At 67.1% G+C, this 14653-nt stretch carries 21 protein-coding genes; 4 read left to right on the top strand and 17 right to left on the bottom strand.

The annotated features are described in order from the left end of the window. Window positions 1-440: 440 nt before the first annotated feature. Together HT136_RS16280 and ygfZ are read left to right on the top strand one after the other, a co-directional pair. Complete coding sequence (locus tag HT136_RS16280; protein WP_214200846.1) at window positions 441-1355, top strand: LysR family transcriptional regulator; 915 nt, start codon at window positions 441-443, stop codon at window positions 1353-1355. A gap of 63 nt (window positions 1356-1418) precedes the next feature. Continuing rightward, the gene (ygfZ, locus tag HT136_RS16285) at window positions 1419-2180 is read left to right on the top strand and encodes a CAF17-like 4Fe-4S cluster assembly/insertion protein YgfZ (RefSeq protein ID WP_214200847.1); all 762 of its coding nucleotides are present in this window, start codon (window positions 1419-1421) and stop codon (window positions 2178-2180) included. Window positions 2181-2258: 78 nt separating this feature from the next. Here the strand turns inward: ygfZ and HT136_RS16290 are convergent, their stop codons facing one another. The 4 genes from HT136_RS16290 to rplU form a co-directional block, all read right to left on the bottom strand. Next, window positions 2259-2840 (bottom strand): GNAT family N-acetyltransferase, encoded by a 582-nt coding sequence (locus tag HT136_RS16290; RefSeq protein WP_246543785.1) that lies wholly within the window; start codon window positions 2838-2840, stop codon window positions 2259-2261. Window positions 2841-3000: 160 nt separating this feature from the next. Continuing rightward, a complete protein-coding gene (locus HT136_RS16295; protein WP_214200848.1) occupies window positions 3001-3573 on the bottom strand; it encodes a GNAT family N-acetyltransferase in 573 nt (190 codons plus the stop codon). 274 nt (window positions 3574-3847) lie between these two features. After that, the gene (gene rpmA / locus HT136_RS16300) at window positions 3848-4117 is read right to left on the bottom strand and encodes a 50S ribosomal protein L27 (protein ID WP_214200849.1); all 270 of its coding nucleotides are present in this window, start codon (window positions 4115-4117) and stop codon (window positions 3848-3850) included. Between the two features lie 26 nt (window positions 4118-4143). Continuing rightward, on the bottom strand, window positions 4144-4440 hold the full coding sequence (rplU, locus tag HT136_RS16305) for a 50S ribosomal protein L21 (protein WP_214200850.1): 297 nt from the start codon (window positions 4438-4440) through the stop codon (window positions 4144-4146). A 344-nt stretch (window positions 4441-4784) separates the two neighbouring features. Here rplU and HT136_RS16310 point away from each other — a divergent pair, with 344 nt between their 5' ends. Then, the gene (locus HT136_RS16310; RefSeq protein WP_246543786.1) at window positions 4785-5363 is read left to right on the top strand and encodes a hypothetical protein; all 579 of its coding nucleotides are present in this window, start codon (window positions 4785-4787) and stop codon (window positions 5361-5363) included. 286 nt (window positions 5364-5649) lie between these two features. On the opposite strand, the gene HT136_RS16315 is transcribed toward HT136_RS16310, so the two are convergent. Genes HT136_RS16315 through HT136_RS16345 form a run of 7 tightly spaced genes read right to left on the bottom strand, consistent with a single transcriptional unit; the run spans window position 5650 to window position 8965 of the window. Then, the gene (locus HT136_RS16315; protein WP_214200851.1) at window positions 5650-6126 is read right to left on the bottom strand and encodes a molybdenum cofactor biosynthesis protein MoaE; all 477 of its coding nucleotides are present in this window, start codon (window positions 6124-6126) and stop codon (window positions 5650-5652) included. Between the two features lie 5 nt (window positions 6127-6131). Beyond that, the gene (locus HT136_RS16320; RefSeq protein WP_214200852.1) at window positions 6132-6374 is read right to left on the bottom strand and encodes a MoaD/ThiS family protein; all 243 of its coding nucleotides are present in this window, start codon (window positions 6372-6374) and stop codon (window positions 6132-6134) included. Window positions 6375-6381: 7 nt separating this feature from the next. Continuing rightward, entirely contained in the window at window positions 6382-7386 is a 1005-nt protein-coding gene (moaA, locus tag HT136_RS16325) for a GTP 3',8-cyclase MoaA (RefSeq protein ID WP_214200854.1), read from the bottom strand. A gap of 9 nt (window positions 7387-7395) precedes the next feature. Further along, a complete protein-coding gene (locus HT136_RS16330) occupies window positions 7396-7731 on the bottom strand; it encodes a Rossmann fold domain-containing protein (RefSeq protein WP_214200855.1) in 336 nt (111 codons plus the stop codon). 11 nt (window positions 7732-7742) lie between these two features. Further along, window positions 7743-8114 carry a dihydroneopterin aldolase gene (locus HT136_RS16335; protein ID WP_214200856.1) on the bottom strand — a complete coding sequence of 124 codons (372 nt, stop codon included), beginning with the start codon at window positions 8112-8114 and terminating at the stop codon, window positions 7743-7745. Between the two features lie 58 nt (window positions 8115-8172). After that, window positions 8173-8625, bottom strand: coding sequence for a tRNA (cytidine(34)-2'-O)-methyltransferase (locus HT136_RS16340; RefSeq protein WP_214200857.1), 453 nt, complete (start codon window positions 8623-8625; stop codon window positions 8173-8175). Between the two features lie 7 nt (window positions 8626-8632). Continuing rightward, entirely contained in the window at window positions 8633-8965 is a 333-nt protein-coding gene (locus tag HT136_RS16345; RefSeq protein ID WP_214200858.1) for a hypothetical protein, read from the bottom strand. 72 nt (window positions 8966-9037) lie between these two features. Here HT136_RS16345 and HT136_RS16350 point away from each other — a divergent pair, with 72 nt between their 5' ends. Continuing rightward, the gene (locus HT136_RS16350) at window positions 9038-9280 is read left to right on the top strand and encodes a hypothetical protein (protein ID WP_214200859.1); all 243 of its coding nucleotides are present in this window, start codon (window positions 9038-9040) and stop codon (window positions 9278-9280) included. 28 nt (window positions 9281-9308) lie between these two features. On the opposite strand, the gene HT136_RS16355 is transcribed toward HT136_RS16350, so the two are convergent. The 6 genes from HT136_RS16355 to HT136_RS16380 all read right to left on the bottom strand — a co-directional run bounded on the left by HT136_RS16355 (window position 9309) and on the right by HT136_RS16380 (window position 14651). Beyond that, window positions 9309-9917, bottom strand: a complete 609-nt coding sequence (locus tag HT136_RS16355) for a cytochrome b (protein WP_214200861.1) — start codon at window positions 9915-9917, stop codon at window positions 9309-9311. A 110-nt stretch (window positions 9918-10027) separates the two neighbouring features. Next, window positions 10028-10915: a class I SAM-dependent methyltransferase gene (locus HT136_RS16360; RefSeq protein WP_214200862.1), complete on the bottom strand. Its 888-nt coding sequence runs from the start codon at window positions 10913-10915 to the stop codon at window positions 10028-10030. Continuing rightward, window positions 10915-12315, bottom strand: coding sequence for a threonine synthase (gene thrC, locus HT136_RS16365; RefSeq protein ID WP_214200863.1), 1401 nt, complete (start codon window positions 12313-12315; stop codon window positions 10915-10917). The genes HT136_RS16360 and thrC overlap by 1 nt, the downstream gene beginning before the upstream one ends. A gap of 121 nt (window positions 12316-12436) precedes the next feature. Beyond that, the gene (locus HT136_RS16370) at window positions 12437-13000 is read right to left on the bottom strand and encodes an SURF1 family protein (protein ID WP_214200864.1); all 564 of its coding nucleotides are present in this window, start codon (window positions 12998-13000) and stop codon (window positions 12437-12439) included. A 115-nt stretch (window positions 13001-13115) separates the two neighbouring features. Then, window positions 13116-13937 (bottom strand): cytochrome c oxidase subunit 3, encoded by an 822-nt coding sequence (locus HT136_RS16375; protein WP_214200866.1) that lies wholly within the window; start codon window positions 13935-13937, stop codon window positions 13116-13118. 96 nt (window positions 13938-14033) lie between these two features. Beyond that, window positions 14034-14651, bottom strand: coding sequence for a cytochrome c oxidase assembly protein (locus HT136_RS16380; protein WP_214200867.1), 618 nt, complete (start codon window positions 14649-14651; stop codon window positions 14034-14036). Between the last annotated feature and the right edge of the window lie 2 nt (window positions 14652-14653).

Raw genomic sequence — 14653 nt, forward strand, 5'->3', positions numbered from 1 at the left:
TCCTTGAATGCGGGTTAGGAGGATCGCGAGATTAGTCGGAACAGAGCGTTCCGACATCGTCCCACGCGAAGCAAAATCGTCAGGCGGTAGCCGCGTGCGCGATTTCACGATCCTCTAGCGTGGTAGCATCCATAGTGGGAAGAGCCTTCATGAAAACGTTACCATCGCACCGCTTGCACGAAACTTCGCGCAAGGGAGACACCTTTTCCGGCAAGGGGCGCCATTCCAGCATTCTAAGCGCTCCTCCTGTGTCGAGCGACCTGTCCGTCAAGCATGGACACCTTTTCCCGAGTTGGCCTGTTATTTTTATGCAAGGCCGTGCGAACCGAAGGTGGCTCGGGATCGAGGGCAAGGTCACCCCCGCTGTTAAAATCCCCATAGGGGCTTCCATATCATCGGAAAATTACGATAAAATCGATGAAAATGTACAGGAAACTTGAATGCCGAATCTCGTACCGCCCAGTCTCGACCACTTGCGCATCGTCCTGGCCGTCGTCGAGGAAGGCAGTTTCGGCGGCGCGGCGCGCAAGCTGGGCCGCGCGGTCTCGGTCGTCAGCTACGCGATCGCGCAAGTGGAACTCCAACTGGACGTCATCCTGTTCCACCGCGAAGGCTCGCGCAAACCCGTGCTGACCGAGAAGGGACGCGCGCTGCTTGCCGAGATGCGCACGATCTCCGAGGATTTCGACACGCTGCTCTCGCGCGTGCGCAGCTTGCGCCAGGGGCTCGAGCCCGAGCTCTCGCTGGTGGTCGACGTCATGGTTCCCAGCCACGTGCTGGCGCCTTTGCTCCGCGCCTTCCAGGAGCGCTTTCCGCGCGTCCCCCTGCGCCTTCACGTCGAAGCGCTCGGCTCGGTGGCGACGAGCCTGCTTGCCGGGCAGGCAACGCTCGCGATCGCCGGTCCCGACCTGCCCGACTTGCCCGAACTCGAGCAGGAAGTGATCGGTGCGATCGAGATGGTGCCGGTCGCCGCCCCCGACCATCCGCTCGGACGCCAGACGCGGATCGCACCGGGTGACACGCGCCGCCACCTCCAACTGGTGCTGACCGACCGTTCGGAGCTGACGCATGGGCGCGACTTCGCGGTGCTCAGCCCGCACACTTGGCGACTCGCCGACCTCGGCGCCAAGCACGACCTGCTGCGCGAGGGGATCGGTTGGGGCTCGATGCCGCGCGATGCGGTGCGCGAGGACCTCGCCAACGGCACCCTCGTCGAGCTCGACTTGCCCGAGCGCGGGCGCATGGCCTATCCGCTTATGGCGCTGTGGCGCCGCGACAGCCGTCCAGGCCCGGCGGCCTTGTGGGTGCTCGAGGAATTGCGCGAGCGCCTGCCCGTGCTCGACGTTCCCGCCTAGGAGCGCCCGACAATCGCACGCCCCAACCTTGCACTTGGCCCGCGCGCTCCCATTTCAAACGACATGAGCGCCACCCGACTGTTCGACCGTGCCGTGATCCGGCTGTCCCCTCGCCCCGAATCGCAGGAGGACGTCGCCGCCTTCCTGCAAGGCCTCGTCACCGCCGACGTGAAGGGCCCCCTTCCGGTCTGGTCGGGCCTGCTCAGCGCGCAAGGCAAGGTCCTGTTCGATTTCCTGGTCTGGCCCGCGGGCGAGGACCTGCTGCTCGACTGCGAGGCAAGCGTGGCCGACACCCTCGCCAAGCGCATCTCGATGTACCGACTGCGCCGCGCCATCGACATCGCGCGCGACGACACGCTCCTCGTCCACTGGCGCCCGCACACCGGCGACGGCGCCGCCAGTGACCCGCGGCTCGCCGCGCTCGGCGAGCGCTGGATCGCCCCGTTCGACCCCAACGACCCCGACGACATCCTCACCGGCGCCGACGCGGCCTGGCGCGCGCATCGTCTTGCGCTGGGCGTCACCGAAGGCCGCGCCGAACTGGGCGATGGCGAGACGCTCTGGCTTGAATGCAACGCGTCCGAGCTCAACGGGGTAAGCTTCACCAAGGGATGCTACGTCGGCCAGGAAAACACCGCGCGCATGAACTGGCGCCAGAAAGTGAACCGCCGCCTCATCGTCGTCCCGCTCGAACAGTCGGACGAGAAGCGCCGGCGCGCGACGTATACCGACCTTGGCCTCGCCGTCGATCACCTGCGGGTCGAATCGATTCCGCCGGCCTGCGTGCCCGACTGGCTCGATCTCGCGACCGGCACCGCCGACTGACGCCAAAACGAACAGGGCGCCCCGAAAGGCGCCCTGTCCATTGCCTCGAATTCCATCAGATCACCGGCGGTCGATACCTCAGGCGCTGAGCGAATGCGCATGCGGCTGCTCGTGCGCGACGAAGGACGCACGCCCCCGCGCCAGCGTCGCCTCGAACCGGCGGACCGGGATCACGCAGGCGTTCTGCGCGCTGAAGCGCTCCTCGACACGGTAGCCATCCTCGAAGCCGGCCGCGAGCAGGACGCGCGCGTCGCCGTCGCTCTCGATCGGCTCGTAGGCCGCGATTCGCGCGTGGCCGAGCGAACGCGCCTGTTCGAGCATGGCCCGCACCGCTTCTCCGGCGAAGCCACGACCGCAGAAGCGCGCCTTTATCCAATAGACCAGCTCGATCTCGTGCTCGCCTTCCACAAGCCCGATGTGACCCACCAGTTGCGCCCCGCCAGGCGCGCGCAGGTAGATCATGAACTGGGGCAGGCGCGGATTGCGCGTTTCCTCGAGCAGGCGGCGAACGTCACCAAGGGACCGGGGCAACCCGGGCACAGTCAGGGTCCGGGGCACGGCATCGCCATTGAGCGCCTCGAAGATTTCCTCGAAGTCCTCAGGCCAACCGGGCCGCAAAAATAACCTCTCCGTGCGGATGAACATTGTTTGTCTCTCCATTTGTTTTCTCTTTTCCGCAGCCTCCCTATGCAACACTTTGCCTCGCATTGCACGGAAATTGCGCGGATGACCTCTCTTCGGGACAGATCATGGTTTGGTTCGGACAGATTAAGAAGCCTCTAGCGCGCGGCTAGGGAAGCGGCCCTTGCGCCGCTCCACTTCAGGCCGCGCTGAGCGCCGGCTGGCGCGATGATGCCGGCGCGCCGACCACGCCCCCGTGCATGTCCAGATGGTATTCGAGCGGCGACTCGGCCCGGTTCGCGGCGCGCGCGCCGGCCCCGACCATCTCGGCCCGGATGCGACGAAAGCCATTCGCCTCGAGCGCCTGCACGCCCGCGCGGTTGTCGCTGGCAGTGCGCGCGACCACGCCGCCCAGGCCCAGTGCCCGCACCAGGCGGACGAGTTCGCGGCAGACCTCGCTGGCATAGCTCGTGCTGCGCGCGCCGCGCTCGATCCAGAAACGCAGCTCCACCGCGGTCCGATTCGCGATGAGGGCGGCGCAGCCGATGAGGCGACCATCCACCGTTCCGGGCACGGTCACCGCGAAGTGCGGCAGGCAGCCACGGCTTCGACCACTATCGGACACGGGCTCGGGCAGTCCCTGAGGCCCCCGCGACCAGGACAGCGTTGCCGGGTTGTCGGTGTTGCGCGATCCGGCCACCATCCGGCCCAGATCGCCATGGTCCTCGGGCCAGATCGGCCGCAGGAAAAGACGCTCGCTGCGAATGAACATGTCATTTCTCCATCCATCAGCCCCAGGCCATGGCTAGAGAAGCGCGATGACATCGACATTACGGCTCTGTCGCAAAGCGTATCGCCGCACGCGCGATTGTCGCGGACCGCGACAGCTCGCCGACCGGGCGGCAGGTCCCTGCGACGGAGCGAACCGCCCAACGCAAAAAAGGGAGCCAGGCCTTGCGCCTACTCCCTCTTCGCAGCCGGCCGCGGGGACCGGAAGGACCATCCTCGCGGATGGTCCCCATGTCGGCTTTGTCAGCCTGGTCCGATTACTCGGCGGCTTCGGCCATCACGTCGACCGAGACGTACTTGCGGCCGAGCTTGCCATCGTGGAAGCGCACGCGGCCTTCGGTCAGCGCGAACAGGGTGTGATCCTTGCCCATGCCGACGTTGACGCCGGCGTAGACCTTGGTGCCACGCTGACGGATGATGATGTTGCCGCCGATCACTTCCTGACCGCCGAACTTCTTGACGCCAAGGCGGCGTCCCGCGGAGTCGCGACCGTTGCGCGACGAACCGCCTGCTTTCTTATGTGCCATCTCGTTTTCCTTTCGAAAATCGGCGCTTAGCCGACCGAGGTGATGCGAAGCAGCGTAAGCTGCTGGCGGTGGCCGTTCTTGCGGCGATAGTTGTGGCGGCGACGCTTCTTGAAGACGATGACCTTCTCGCTCTTCGCCTGCGCGATGATCTCGGCCGAAACCGAAACCTTCGAGGCGTCGAGGACTTCACCGTCCTTGCCGGCGATCAGAACATCGCCCAGCGTGATGGTCTCGCCAGCTTCACCAGCCAGCTTTTCAACCGCGATCTTGTCTCCGGCGGCAACCCGATACTGCTTGCCGCCCGTGCGCACTACTGCGAACATGGTGCCCTTACCTAATCTCGTGTATGCCCGAAACGAGCCGAAACAATGTTGTTTTGCCCCGGCCGCTTTGGTCCGACGAAGAACCGTGGGAAGCCTTGCGGGCGACGCACCGACATATACGCTCCAAATCGGTGATTTGTCTGCGCCATGCCGGAAAGAAGCGTGCCGTTAGGCCAAGGGGCGATTCGTGTCAACCGAAGAGTCGGTGAACCACACGCTTTGCCCTGATTGCGCGAGGCCGGGACGGGTGTAGCGGTCGCTCCCCTGCGCTCGCGCCACGCCGTCACAGCGCATCGATGCGATTCGCTCTCGATCCGGACCGGAGGCGTGCTATGGCCCATGGCATGAACTGCCCTGCCCTGCGCCCCGCCGCCTGCCAACCCGTTCGCCTCCGGGGCCTTTTCGCGAAGTACCGGCTCGCCCTGGCCGTTCCGAGCCTCGCGCTTCTCGCCGCGTGCTCCTCGACCGGCACCTACCCCTCGCTCGCGATCCGCGAGGTCGAGACTCGCATGCAGGCCCAGCCCGCCAAGGCCGATGCCGAGGCGGCGCCCGCGCTGCCCTCGCCCGACGCCGATCTCACCACCCGCCTCGACGGCCTCGTCGCGGTCGCGCGCAGCGCGAACACGCGATTCGCGCAAAAGCGTCCTGCCGCGGAACGGGCCGTAGCCGCCTCGGGCAACAGGGCCAGCGATGCATGGAGCGCCGCGCAGATCGCGCTCGCCGATCTCGAGAGCAGCCGCTCGGCCGCGATGACCGCGCTTGCCGATCTCGACCAGCTCTATTTTGCCGCGCGCGACGAGGCTCCGCTCGAGACCTCCCCCAAAGCCGAGGCGATCGCGGCGGCGCGCGAACAAGTGCAAGGCTGGATCGCGGACGAGGATGCGGTGATCACGAAGCTGTCGGGCCGTCTCTCCGGGGCCTGAAGGCTGGCAGGAGAAGGAGGGATGGGCCCGCTCAGGGGGAAATGCCTGATCGCGGATGCCCGCAAGCCCCCCGGCACCGGCATCCGCGATCAGGTGGTCGACACCGCGAGGCAGTCCCGACCGACACCGCGCGAGGGAAAACCGTGATCCCCCCGAAAATTCCCGCGCGAGCGTGGGGATAGTCATGCCATGAAGCTGCGCACCGGAAATTGACCGGCGTCAATCGCGCGGCGCATTCGCGCGAAGTCCGGGCCGATTCGATCGAGGCCGGGACGAGAGGCTGAATTCAGGCCGGAGCCTTGGCCTGCCAGCGCGCAATGTCGGTGAAATCCTGCGCGCGCGGCTCAACCCAGCGCCAGGTGCCGCCGACTTTCTCACGCTTCCAGAACCACGATTCGCTCTTGAGATGATCCATCGTGAAATCGGCGGCGGCGAAGGCGTCGCGGCGATGGCGCGCGGCGGCGGCGACCAGCACGATCGGCTCGCCCGGCGCCATTTCGCCGCTGCGGTGGACGATCAGCAGCCCCTCGAGCGCCCAGCGCGCGCGCACTTGCGCGGCAAGATCCTCCATCGCGGGCCGCGTAAGTGGTTCGTAATGGCGCAGTTCGAGCGCCTCGACACCTTCGTCGAGCCGAACCTGCCCCAGGAAACTGACGATGCCGCCCGCTGCCGCCTGCGCCGAGGTGAAGCCAGCCAGCGTCGCGGCCGCATCGAACGGCGCGTCCAGCAGCCGGACATCGCTGCGCTGAGCGGGCGTGTCCATCGTGCTCAGCCGCCCGAGACCGGGGGCAGGAAGGCGATCTCGTCGCCATCGCGCAGGACAGGCGCGTCGCGGTCCTGCAGGAGTATGCCGTTGACCGCCAGCTTCACGCGGGGGCCCCGCAGCGCCTCGGCGAGCGTGGGGCCCAGCGAATCGATCGCGTCATCGAGTGTGTCGGCCAGCGGAATCGCGCGCGCGCCGCAGCCCGCGACATCTTCCAGCTTGCCCAGGAATACCATGTTCAGCGCCATTACCTCGTCAACCTCCTGTCATCGACATGTGACGGGAAAGCGCGGGTGCGGCGCCCGGTTCCTCGATGGTGAAGTGGTGACGCTCGGGCTTGATGCGCATTGCGGCGTCCAGTGCACGCGACAAGGCGGCCTGTGGCTCGCCCGAGCGCAGCGCGGCGCGCAAGTCGACCTGCTCGCTGCCGCCCAGGCACGCGAAGAGCTGCCCGGTGGCGGTCACCCGGATGCGGTTGCAGCCCTCGCAGAAGTTCTGGGTGAGCGGGGTGATGAGGCCGAGCCGACCGCCGGTCTCGGCGATGTCGAAGTAACGCGCCGGCCCGCCGGTGCGATGGTCGCTCTCGCGCAGCGTCCAGCGCGCCTCGAGCTGCTCGCGCACGGCCAGAAGCGGCAGGTAGTGGTCGAAGCGATCCTCCTCCACCTCGCCCAGCGGCATGACCTCGATCAGCGTGATCTCGTGCCCCTGCCCGTGCGCCCAGGCGATCATCTCGGGCAATTCATGCTCGTTGATGCCCTTGAGCGCGACCGCGTTGATCTTGACCGCCAGCCCTGCCTCGCGCGCGGCCTGCAAACCCTCGAGGACCTGCGGCAGCGAATCGCGCCGGGCGAGGCGCTGGAAGGCCGCGCGATCGAGCGTGTCGAGCGAGACGTTGACCCGGCGCACGCCCGCGGCGGCCAGGTCGTCGGCGAATTCGGCCAGCCGCGTGCCGTTGGTGGTGAGCGTCAGTTCGTCGAGACCGTCGCCGATCTTGCGGCCAAGCGCCTGCACCAGTTCGACCATGTCGCGCCGCACCAAAGGCTCGCCGCCGGTCAGGCGGATCTTGCGGATGCCGCGCGCGATGAAGCCCAGCGCCAGCTCGTGCAGTTCCTCGAGGCTGAGCACGTCCTTGCGCGGAAGGAAGGTCATGCGCTCGGGCATGCAGTAGGAACAGCGAAGATCGCACCGGTCGGTCACCGACAGGCGCAAGTACGTGATACGACGCTGGAACTGGTCAACAAGTGGAGCGATCGATGTCATCGGCGATGGTCATACCATCGCCATCGCTCCATTACCATCGAGTGCGAAGAGTTGCCCGGTGATCGCGCCGAGACTTTCCAGCCAGGCGTGGGTCGCGGCCAGGGCCTGCGCGCTGTCGGTCTCCACCGCATTGACGCGCGAGGGGGCAAAACGGCGGGCAAGACCCTGCACGACCGCCAGGCGCCAGGCGCGGTGGTCGCTGGTCGCGGGCTCGAACACCAGCGTCAGCGGATGCGCGCCCCCGCCCAGCGTGGCCTCGATCCCGGGCAGCACGCGGGCGTGAAAATCGGCCGCCGCGTCGAGCGGATCGCCGGGCAGCGGGCCGACGTAGAGCAGGTCTCCCATGCCCGGCCCACTCACGGACGGTGACGGGTCAGCGTAATGCCGATCTTTTCGCCCGCCTCGGCGATCGCCAGCTTGACGATCTTGACCTGGACCATGGTGATGCGCTCGTCCTGCAGGAACAGGGTGTCGCACACGTGGTCGGCAACCGCCTCGATCAGCGTGAAGTGCACGTCCTCGGGAAACGCCTGCGAAGCGGCGAACTTCAGGTCCATGTAGTTCTTGCTGGCCGAGAGCGGCGTGTCGGGCGTGTAGTGCACGGCGGGCTTGAGGCCCACCGAGATGGTGAAGCGCAGCGGCTGCGGCTTGCCGGTTTCCTCCGAGTAGATGCCGGTGAGGACGTCCTGTTCGAAGTCCGCGACTTCCAGAATAAGCGAATCGGTCATGGCGCCCCTTAGTGCGAAATGGCCGGGCTGGAAACCTGTGCGCCGGAACGGCGCGGTATCAACCCGGCAGACTGCCCGTCTGGCGCAGCCCTTCGCCAAGCGCGATCCCCGCCGTCATCGCGAGGTTCATGGAGCGCACCTCGGGCCGCATCGGCAGGCGCACCCGGGCCTCGCAGGCCTGCGCTACCGTCTCGGGAACACCCGCGCTCTCCTTGCCGAACAGCAGCACGTCGTCCGCGCGGAAGCGAAATTCGTAGGCGCTCTCGCTGCTCTTGGTGGTGAAGAGCACCAGACGCGCGCCGCCCAGCGTCTCGCGAAACGCCGCGAAGCTGGCATGGCGCACGAAAGTCACATGGTCGATGTAGTCCATCGCCGCACGGCGCACGCGCTTGTCGTCCCAGGCAAAGCCCATGGGCTCGATGAGGTCGATCGCGACGCCCAGGCACGCACCGAGGCGCAACACAGCACCGACGTTGCCGGCGATCTCGGGCTCGAACAAGGCAAGGCGCATCGGAACTTCAGCGCTTCTTCTTGGTGATCGGCGCGTTGAAATCGGGCTCCTTCTTGGCGACCCAGGCGACGAACTTGGCGATCGTCTCGTCGGCCTTGAGCCCCTCTGCGTCCATCCCGAAGCGCTCGAGCTGCGAGTTGGTGAAGTGGGTGATGATCGTCCTCTGGCAGATCGGGTGCATCGGCACCGTATCGCGCCCGCCCCGGCTCTTGGGGACGGGATGGTGCCACACGATCTCCGAGCCGGTCGGGCGCCCGCACAGCCAGCAATCGGGCGGCGGGGCGGCCTCTTCCTCGTTGTCGTCGTCGAATTCCCAGTCATTGCGGCGTTTGCGGGCCATGGTCTGCTTTCGAATTGGCTTGATCGGTGCGCCTGTTGGCATAGAGCGCAGCGCTGTGACAGGACTTATTGCATGACCGAGCCCCAGCCCACCCCCGATCCGCACGCAGAAGCAGAGGCGCTCACCCGTCCCCAGCGCCGCCTGTTGCGCCGGCTGTTCAACGGCCGCACCGAACCGATCGTGGTGGACGGACGCGCGCTGCTGACCTTCCAGGAGGCCAAGCGCTATCTCCTTTCGCTCGAACCCGACGCACGCGAGGCCGCCTACCAGACCATCCGGAGCCAGGGCGAACGGGGCACCGACCCCGCGCCCTGACCGGCGCACTCAGCGCGCTCGGCACGGCTCAGTCGCGCCCGAGCATGCGCCGCAGAACCCCGTCTCGGCGCACGAAGTGGTGGTAGAGCGCCGCGCCGATATGCCCGCACAGCAGCGCTCCACCGACATAGACCGCGTAGACGTGGAACCTGGCGAAGGTCCCGTAGACCAGCCAACCGGGCGCGTTCCAGGGCTTTGGCGAAACGAGGTGCGGAATCCATCCCCCCGGCGCGAAACCGTCGTAGCCGAAGAACCAGACCGAGGGCGCTTCGTACCCCGCCCCCGAACCCAGCGCCGACAGCGCCGACCAGCCCGAGAGCGGCAGGAGCAGCATGAGCGCATAGAGCAGCGCCTGGACGAGCCCGGCTGCGACACGCGCAGGGGTACCCATCGGCTCGGGCGGCGGCGCGCGGTGGCGCAGGCGCCTGGCGATCCGGAACAGGGCAAGCGCCAGCAGCGTGAAGCCCAGGGTATGGTGGATCTGCTCGCTGCGCAGATGCAGGAGAGCCGGCCAGCCCCCCTTTAGCGAAGCCAGGAACGTCTGCGCCATGACGAAGCCGACACCGACTTCCAGCGCGATCGCGATCGCCATACCCCAGTGCAGCACGCGCGCGGTGAACGTCCAGGCCTTTGCCATCAATGCTTCCCCCTCGATCGCGGGAGAGTGCCGCGTGCCCGGCACGGCGCGCCGTCTATCCGGCCGCTGACCGCAGGCCGGATAGCGCCATGGTCACGCGCGTGGGCCGCTCAGGCGGGGTTCGACCAGCGCGCGAAGATCGCGGTGGGAAGCAGGCGTCCTTCGCCATCTTCGCGAACGGCAAGGTCGCCGTGCTCGATCGTGCCGGGGAGGTCGGCGAAGAGCTCGTCCATCAGGCCCGCGAGCGCGAGCGAGGACATGCGCACCGCGTAGACGGTGAGGAACAGGAAGCGGCTCTCGCCATCGAGCAGCCTGCGGCAATCGGCGAGCAGGCCGGGGAGATTTTCCTCCAGGCGCCAAGTCTCGCCATCGGGGCCGCGCCCGAACTTGGGCGGGTCGAGGATGATGCCGTCGTAGCGGCGTCCCCGGCGCACCTCGCGCGCGGCGAACTTGGCGGCGTCGTCGATCATCCAGCGAACCGGACGCTCCTCAAGCCCGGCGAGCGCGGCGTTCTCGCGCGCCTGCGCGACCGACTTCTTCGAGGCGTCGACGTGGGTCACGCGGCCATGCGCGGAAAGCGCGAGCGTGCCCACGCCCGTGTAGCCGAACAGGTTCATCGTCTCGGCGTCGCTGCGCCCGGCCAGCTGTTCGCGCATCCAGTCCCAGACCGGCGCCATGTCGGGGAAGAAGCCGAGGTGGCGAAACGGTGTGCAGCTTGCGGTAAACGCCACCTCGTTCCACGCGAGCGGCCAGCCTTCGCGCGGCACCTGCCGGTCGAACTGCCACTTGCCGCCGCCGTCCTCGTCCGAGCCGGGAACGAATTCGCCGTCCGCGTCCCAGTCGGCGAACTTGGGCGTCCACATCGCCTGCGGCTCGGGGCGCACGAAGCGGCGATCGCCGTAGCGCTCGAGCTTGCGGCCATGGCCCGAATCGACGAGGCCGTAATCGTCCCAGCCTTCGCCGACCATCAGGACGGGAGAAGTGGAAAGCTGCGCCATCAGATCTTGGGCGAGGCGAGACCCGCCACGAACTCGGCGACCGCCTCGTAGTCACCGGGAAGGCGCGAGCACTTCTCCTCGCGATCGAACAGGTCGCCCACGCGCGAGGGCAGGCTCGGGCGGTGGCCGGTCGAACGCTCGACCGCGTCGGGGAACTTGGCCGGGTGCGCGGTCGCCAGCGTGACGACGGGCGTGCCCGCGTCCAGACCTGCGGTGCGCGCGGCGAACAGCCCGCAGGCGGTGTGCGGATCGATCAGTTCGCCGCAGTTCTCCCAGGCCCAGCGGATCGTCGCGGCCATCTCGTCCTGGTCGGCGCGGGCCGACTGGAACAGAGCGGCGGCACCTTCGCGCTGCGCGTTCGAAAGCTGCATCGCCTTGCTCGCCTCGAAGCCCTTCATCTGCTCGGCCATGGCCGCCCCGTCGCGCCCGCCCAGGTCGAACAGCAGGCGTTCGAAATTCGAGGAGACCTGGATGTCCATCGATGGCGCCGCGGTCGGGGTGACGGTGCCTTGCGAATAGTCGCCGCTCGACAGCGCGCGGTGGAGGATGTCGTTGACGTTGGTCGCGACGATCAGCCTGGCGACAGGCAGGCCCATCTGCGCGGCGACATAGCCGGCGAAGACGTCGCCGAAGTTGCCGGTCGGGACCGAGAAGGCGACTTCGCGGTGCGGGGCGCCGAGTTGGAGTCCGGCGGCGAAGTAGTACACCACCTGGGCCATCAGGCGCGCCCAGTTGATCGAGTTGACCGCGCCAATCGCGAAACGGTCGGTCATGTCCTTGTCGTTGAACATGCGCTTCACCATCGCCTGCGCGTCGTCGAACGAACCGTCGATGGCGATGTTGTGGACGTTGGGCGCAAGCACCGTGGTCATCTGCCGGCGCTGCACGTCCGAGACGCGGCCATGCGGATGGAGCATGAAGATATCGACCTTGGCGCGGCCGGCCACTGCGTCGATCGCGGCCGAGCCGGTGTCGCCCGACGTCGCGCCCACGATCGTCAGGTTGCGATCCGAACGCGAGAGGAATTCCTCGAAGAACAGGCCCAGCAGTTGCAGCGCCACGTCCTTGAAGGCAAGCGTCGGGCCGTGGAACAGCTCGAGCAGCCACTGCTGCTCGTCGAGCTGCTTCAGGGGCGTCACCGCCTTGTGCGCGAATCGGCCGTAGGCCTGCGTCGTCAACTCGAGCAGCCTGTCGTAGGTCAGGCTGTCGCCGACGAAGGGCGCCATGACCCTGGCCGCAAGTTCGGCGTAGGGCAGGCCGGCCATGGCCGCGATCTCGTCCTTCGAGAAGCGGGGCCATTCGCGCGGAACGTAGAGCCCGCCGTCGCTGGCGAGGCCAGCCAGCGTTGCGCCTTCGAAATCGAGCGCCGGAGCGCTGCCGCGGGTGCTGATGTAGTCCATGACTTTCCTGTTCGTCGGATCCGGCCTGCCGAAACGGACCTGTGCGCTATGCCAAAACGGGCTTTCCCGCGCGGTTAGCGCCGCAGGGCGCGCAAGGCAATGCCGGTGTGAAACGCAAGGCCTAGCCGCGCCCCCGTTTGCGCAAGACCATTGCGTAGATGACGAGTGCGGTCAGCGCGAACAGGAACCACTGCACGGCGTAGGAGAGATGGTTGTTGGGCAGCTCGGACGGGTCGGGCGGTGCCATCGCGGCAAGTCCGCCCAGCGGCGGATCGGCAACGAGCCTGGGCCCGGGCGCGATCACGCCATGGACTTCGCCGCCCTGCCATTGCCCCGCCTCGTCGGCGCGCTGCGTCCAGCCCAGTACGACGAGCGCGGTGCCTCCGCTCGCCAGGTGGCAAGTAGCCGTGCGGGCAAAACCCGCCTCGTCCGCGCGGTTGCGCCCGGCCATCGCGCTGAAGTCCGACACCCGGACGCAATCGAGCCGGGCGTGGCGGTAGAACAGCTCGGCCCCCGGGCCTTGTGCGGGCCATGCGACCTCGCGGCGATCCGTACGGCCTTGCGCATAATGCGCGAGCAGCGCCGCCTTCTCCTGGCGCCGCTCGAGCTGCCAGAAGCCGAGCGCGACCATCGTGCCCACGGCAAGCAGCACGACGAGAGTCGAAACGATCGGGATGCGGCGCATGGCAGGCGGGCTTTCGGACAAGATGGGCTCAAACCGCGAAGGGCAGCCTGCGTGTGCGCCGGCTGCCCTTCTCTCGGGGATTGCGAAAGAGGCGTCTATACGCCTGCGAAGGCGATCAGTGGGTGGGGTAGCCCCAGCCACCCCAGATATAGACCGCGACGAAGAGGAACAGCCACACCACGTCGACGAAATGCCAGTACCAGGCCGCTGCCTCGAAGCCGAAATGCTGGCGCGGCGTGAAATCGCCCTTGTACGTGCGCGCGAGGCATACCGCGAGGAAGATGGTGCCGACGATGACGTGGAAGCCATGGAAGCCGGTCGCCATGTAGAAGGCCGAACCGTAGGTGTTCTTGCCGAATTCGAACGGCGCGTGCCAGTATTCGTAGCCCTGGATCAGGCTGAACAGCACGCCAAGGCCGATCGTCGCCCAGAGGCCCTTCTTCACCGCTTCGCGATCGCCGTGGATCAGCGAATGGTGCGCCCAGGTCACCGTGGTGCCCGAGCACAGCAGGATCAGCGTGTTGAGCAGCGGCAGCGCGAAGGGATCCATCACCGCCTCGATCGCCTTGGGCGGCCACTGGCCACCGACCACGTCGGTCAACGTCGAGGGGAACAGCGAGAAATCGAAGAAGGCCCAGAACCAGCCGACGAAGAACATCACTTCAGAGGCAATGAACAGGATCATGCCGTAGCGCTGGTGCAGCTGGACGACCGGGGTATGGTCGCCCGCGCGCGCCTCGTGGACGATCTTGCCGAACCAGGTCCACATCGCGGCGATCAGCAGCGCAAGGCCGAGCCAAGGCACGAAGGCGCCGCCAGGCATGTCGTGCATGAACAGCACCATGCCCGTGGTGAACATCAGCGCACCCAGCGTCGTAGCCAGCGGGATGATATCCGGCGGCAGGATATGGTAGTCGTGGTTCTTGGTACCGGCCATTGCGCCTTCATCCCCGTTTCTTAGCGAACTTGTTCTTGCCGCCCCGCGCCTCTCCCGGATCGCTCCGGACTGCGTGAAACGGCCCCCGTATGAGCCTTAACTTCCCACCTCGCCGTGGTCCAGACCCTTTGCAACGGCAACGGGGTCCTTCGTCGCGGTGACGTGGAAGGTGTAGCTGAGCGTGATCTGCTCGACGTCCTTGTTGTCCTCGTCGCCAAGGATCGCCGGATCGACGTAGTAGAGCACCGGCATCTTGACCGCCTCGCCCGGCTGGAGCGTTTGCGAGGTGAAACAGAAGCATTGTATTTTGTTGAAATACTTGGCGGCCTGCTCGGGCTCGACGTTGAAGCTGGCGGTCCCGGTGACGACCTTGTCCGAGGTGTTCTTCGCCCAGAACAGGGCAAGGTCGCGCTGGCCGACCTTGATCGAATGGGTGGTCTGGAGCGGCTTGAACTGCCAGGGCATGTCGCGCTCGACATTCGCGTCGAAGCGGATCGACATCGTGCGGCCAACCGCCTGGACCGCGCTGGCGGTGGCGCTGTCGACGCGCTGTGTGGTGCCCCCGTAGCCGGTCACCTGGCAGAAGATGCGGTAGAGCGGCACCGCCGCGAACCCCATGCCCAACATGCCCAGCGCCATCGCGAGGCCGATCAGTCCGACCTTGCGGTTGCGGCGACGGGCCTCATCGGGGGCGGGGAGGTTGCGGCTGGCCATCG

The sequence above is a fragment of the Novosphingobium profundi genome, from assembly GCF_018491765.1.
Lineage (GTDB): Bacteria > Pseudomonadota > Alphaproteobacteria > Sphingomonadales > Sphingomonadaceae > Novosphingobium > Novosphingobium profundi.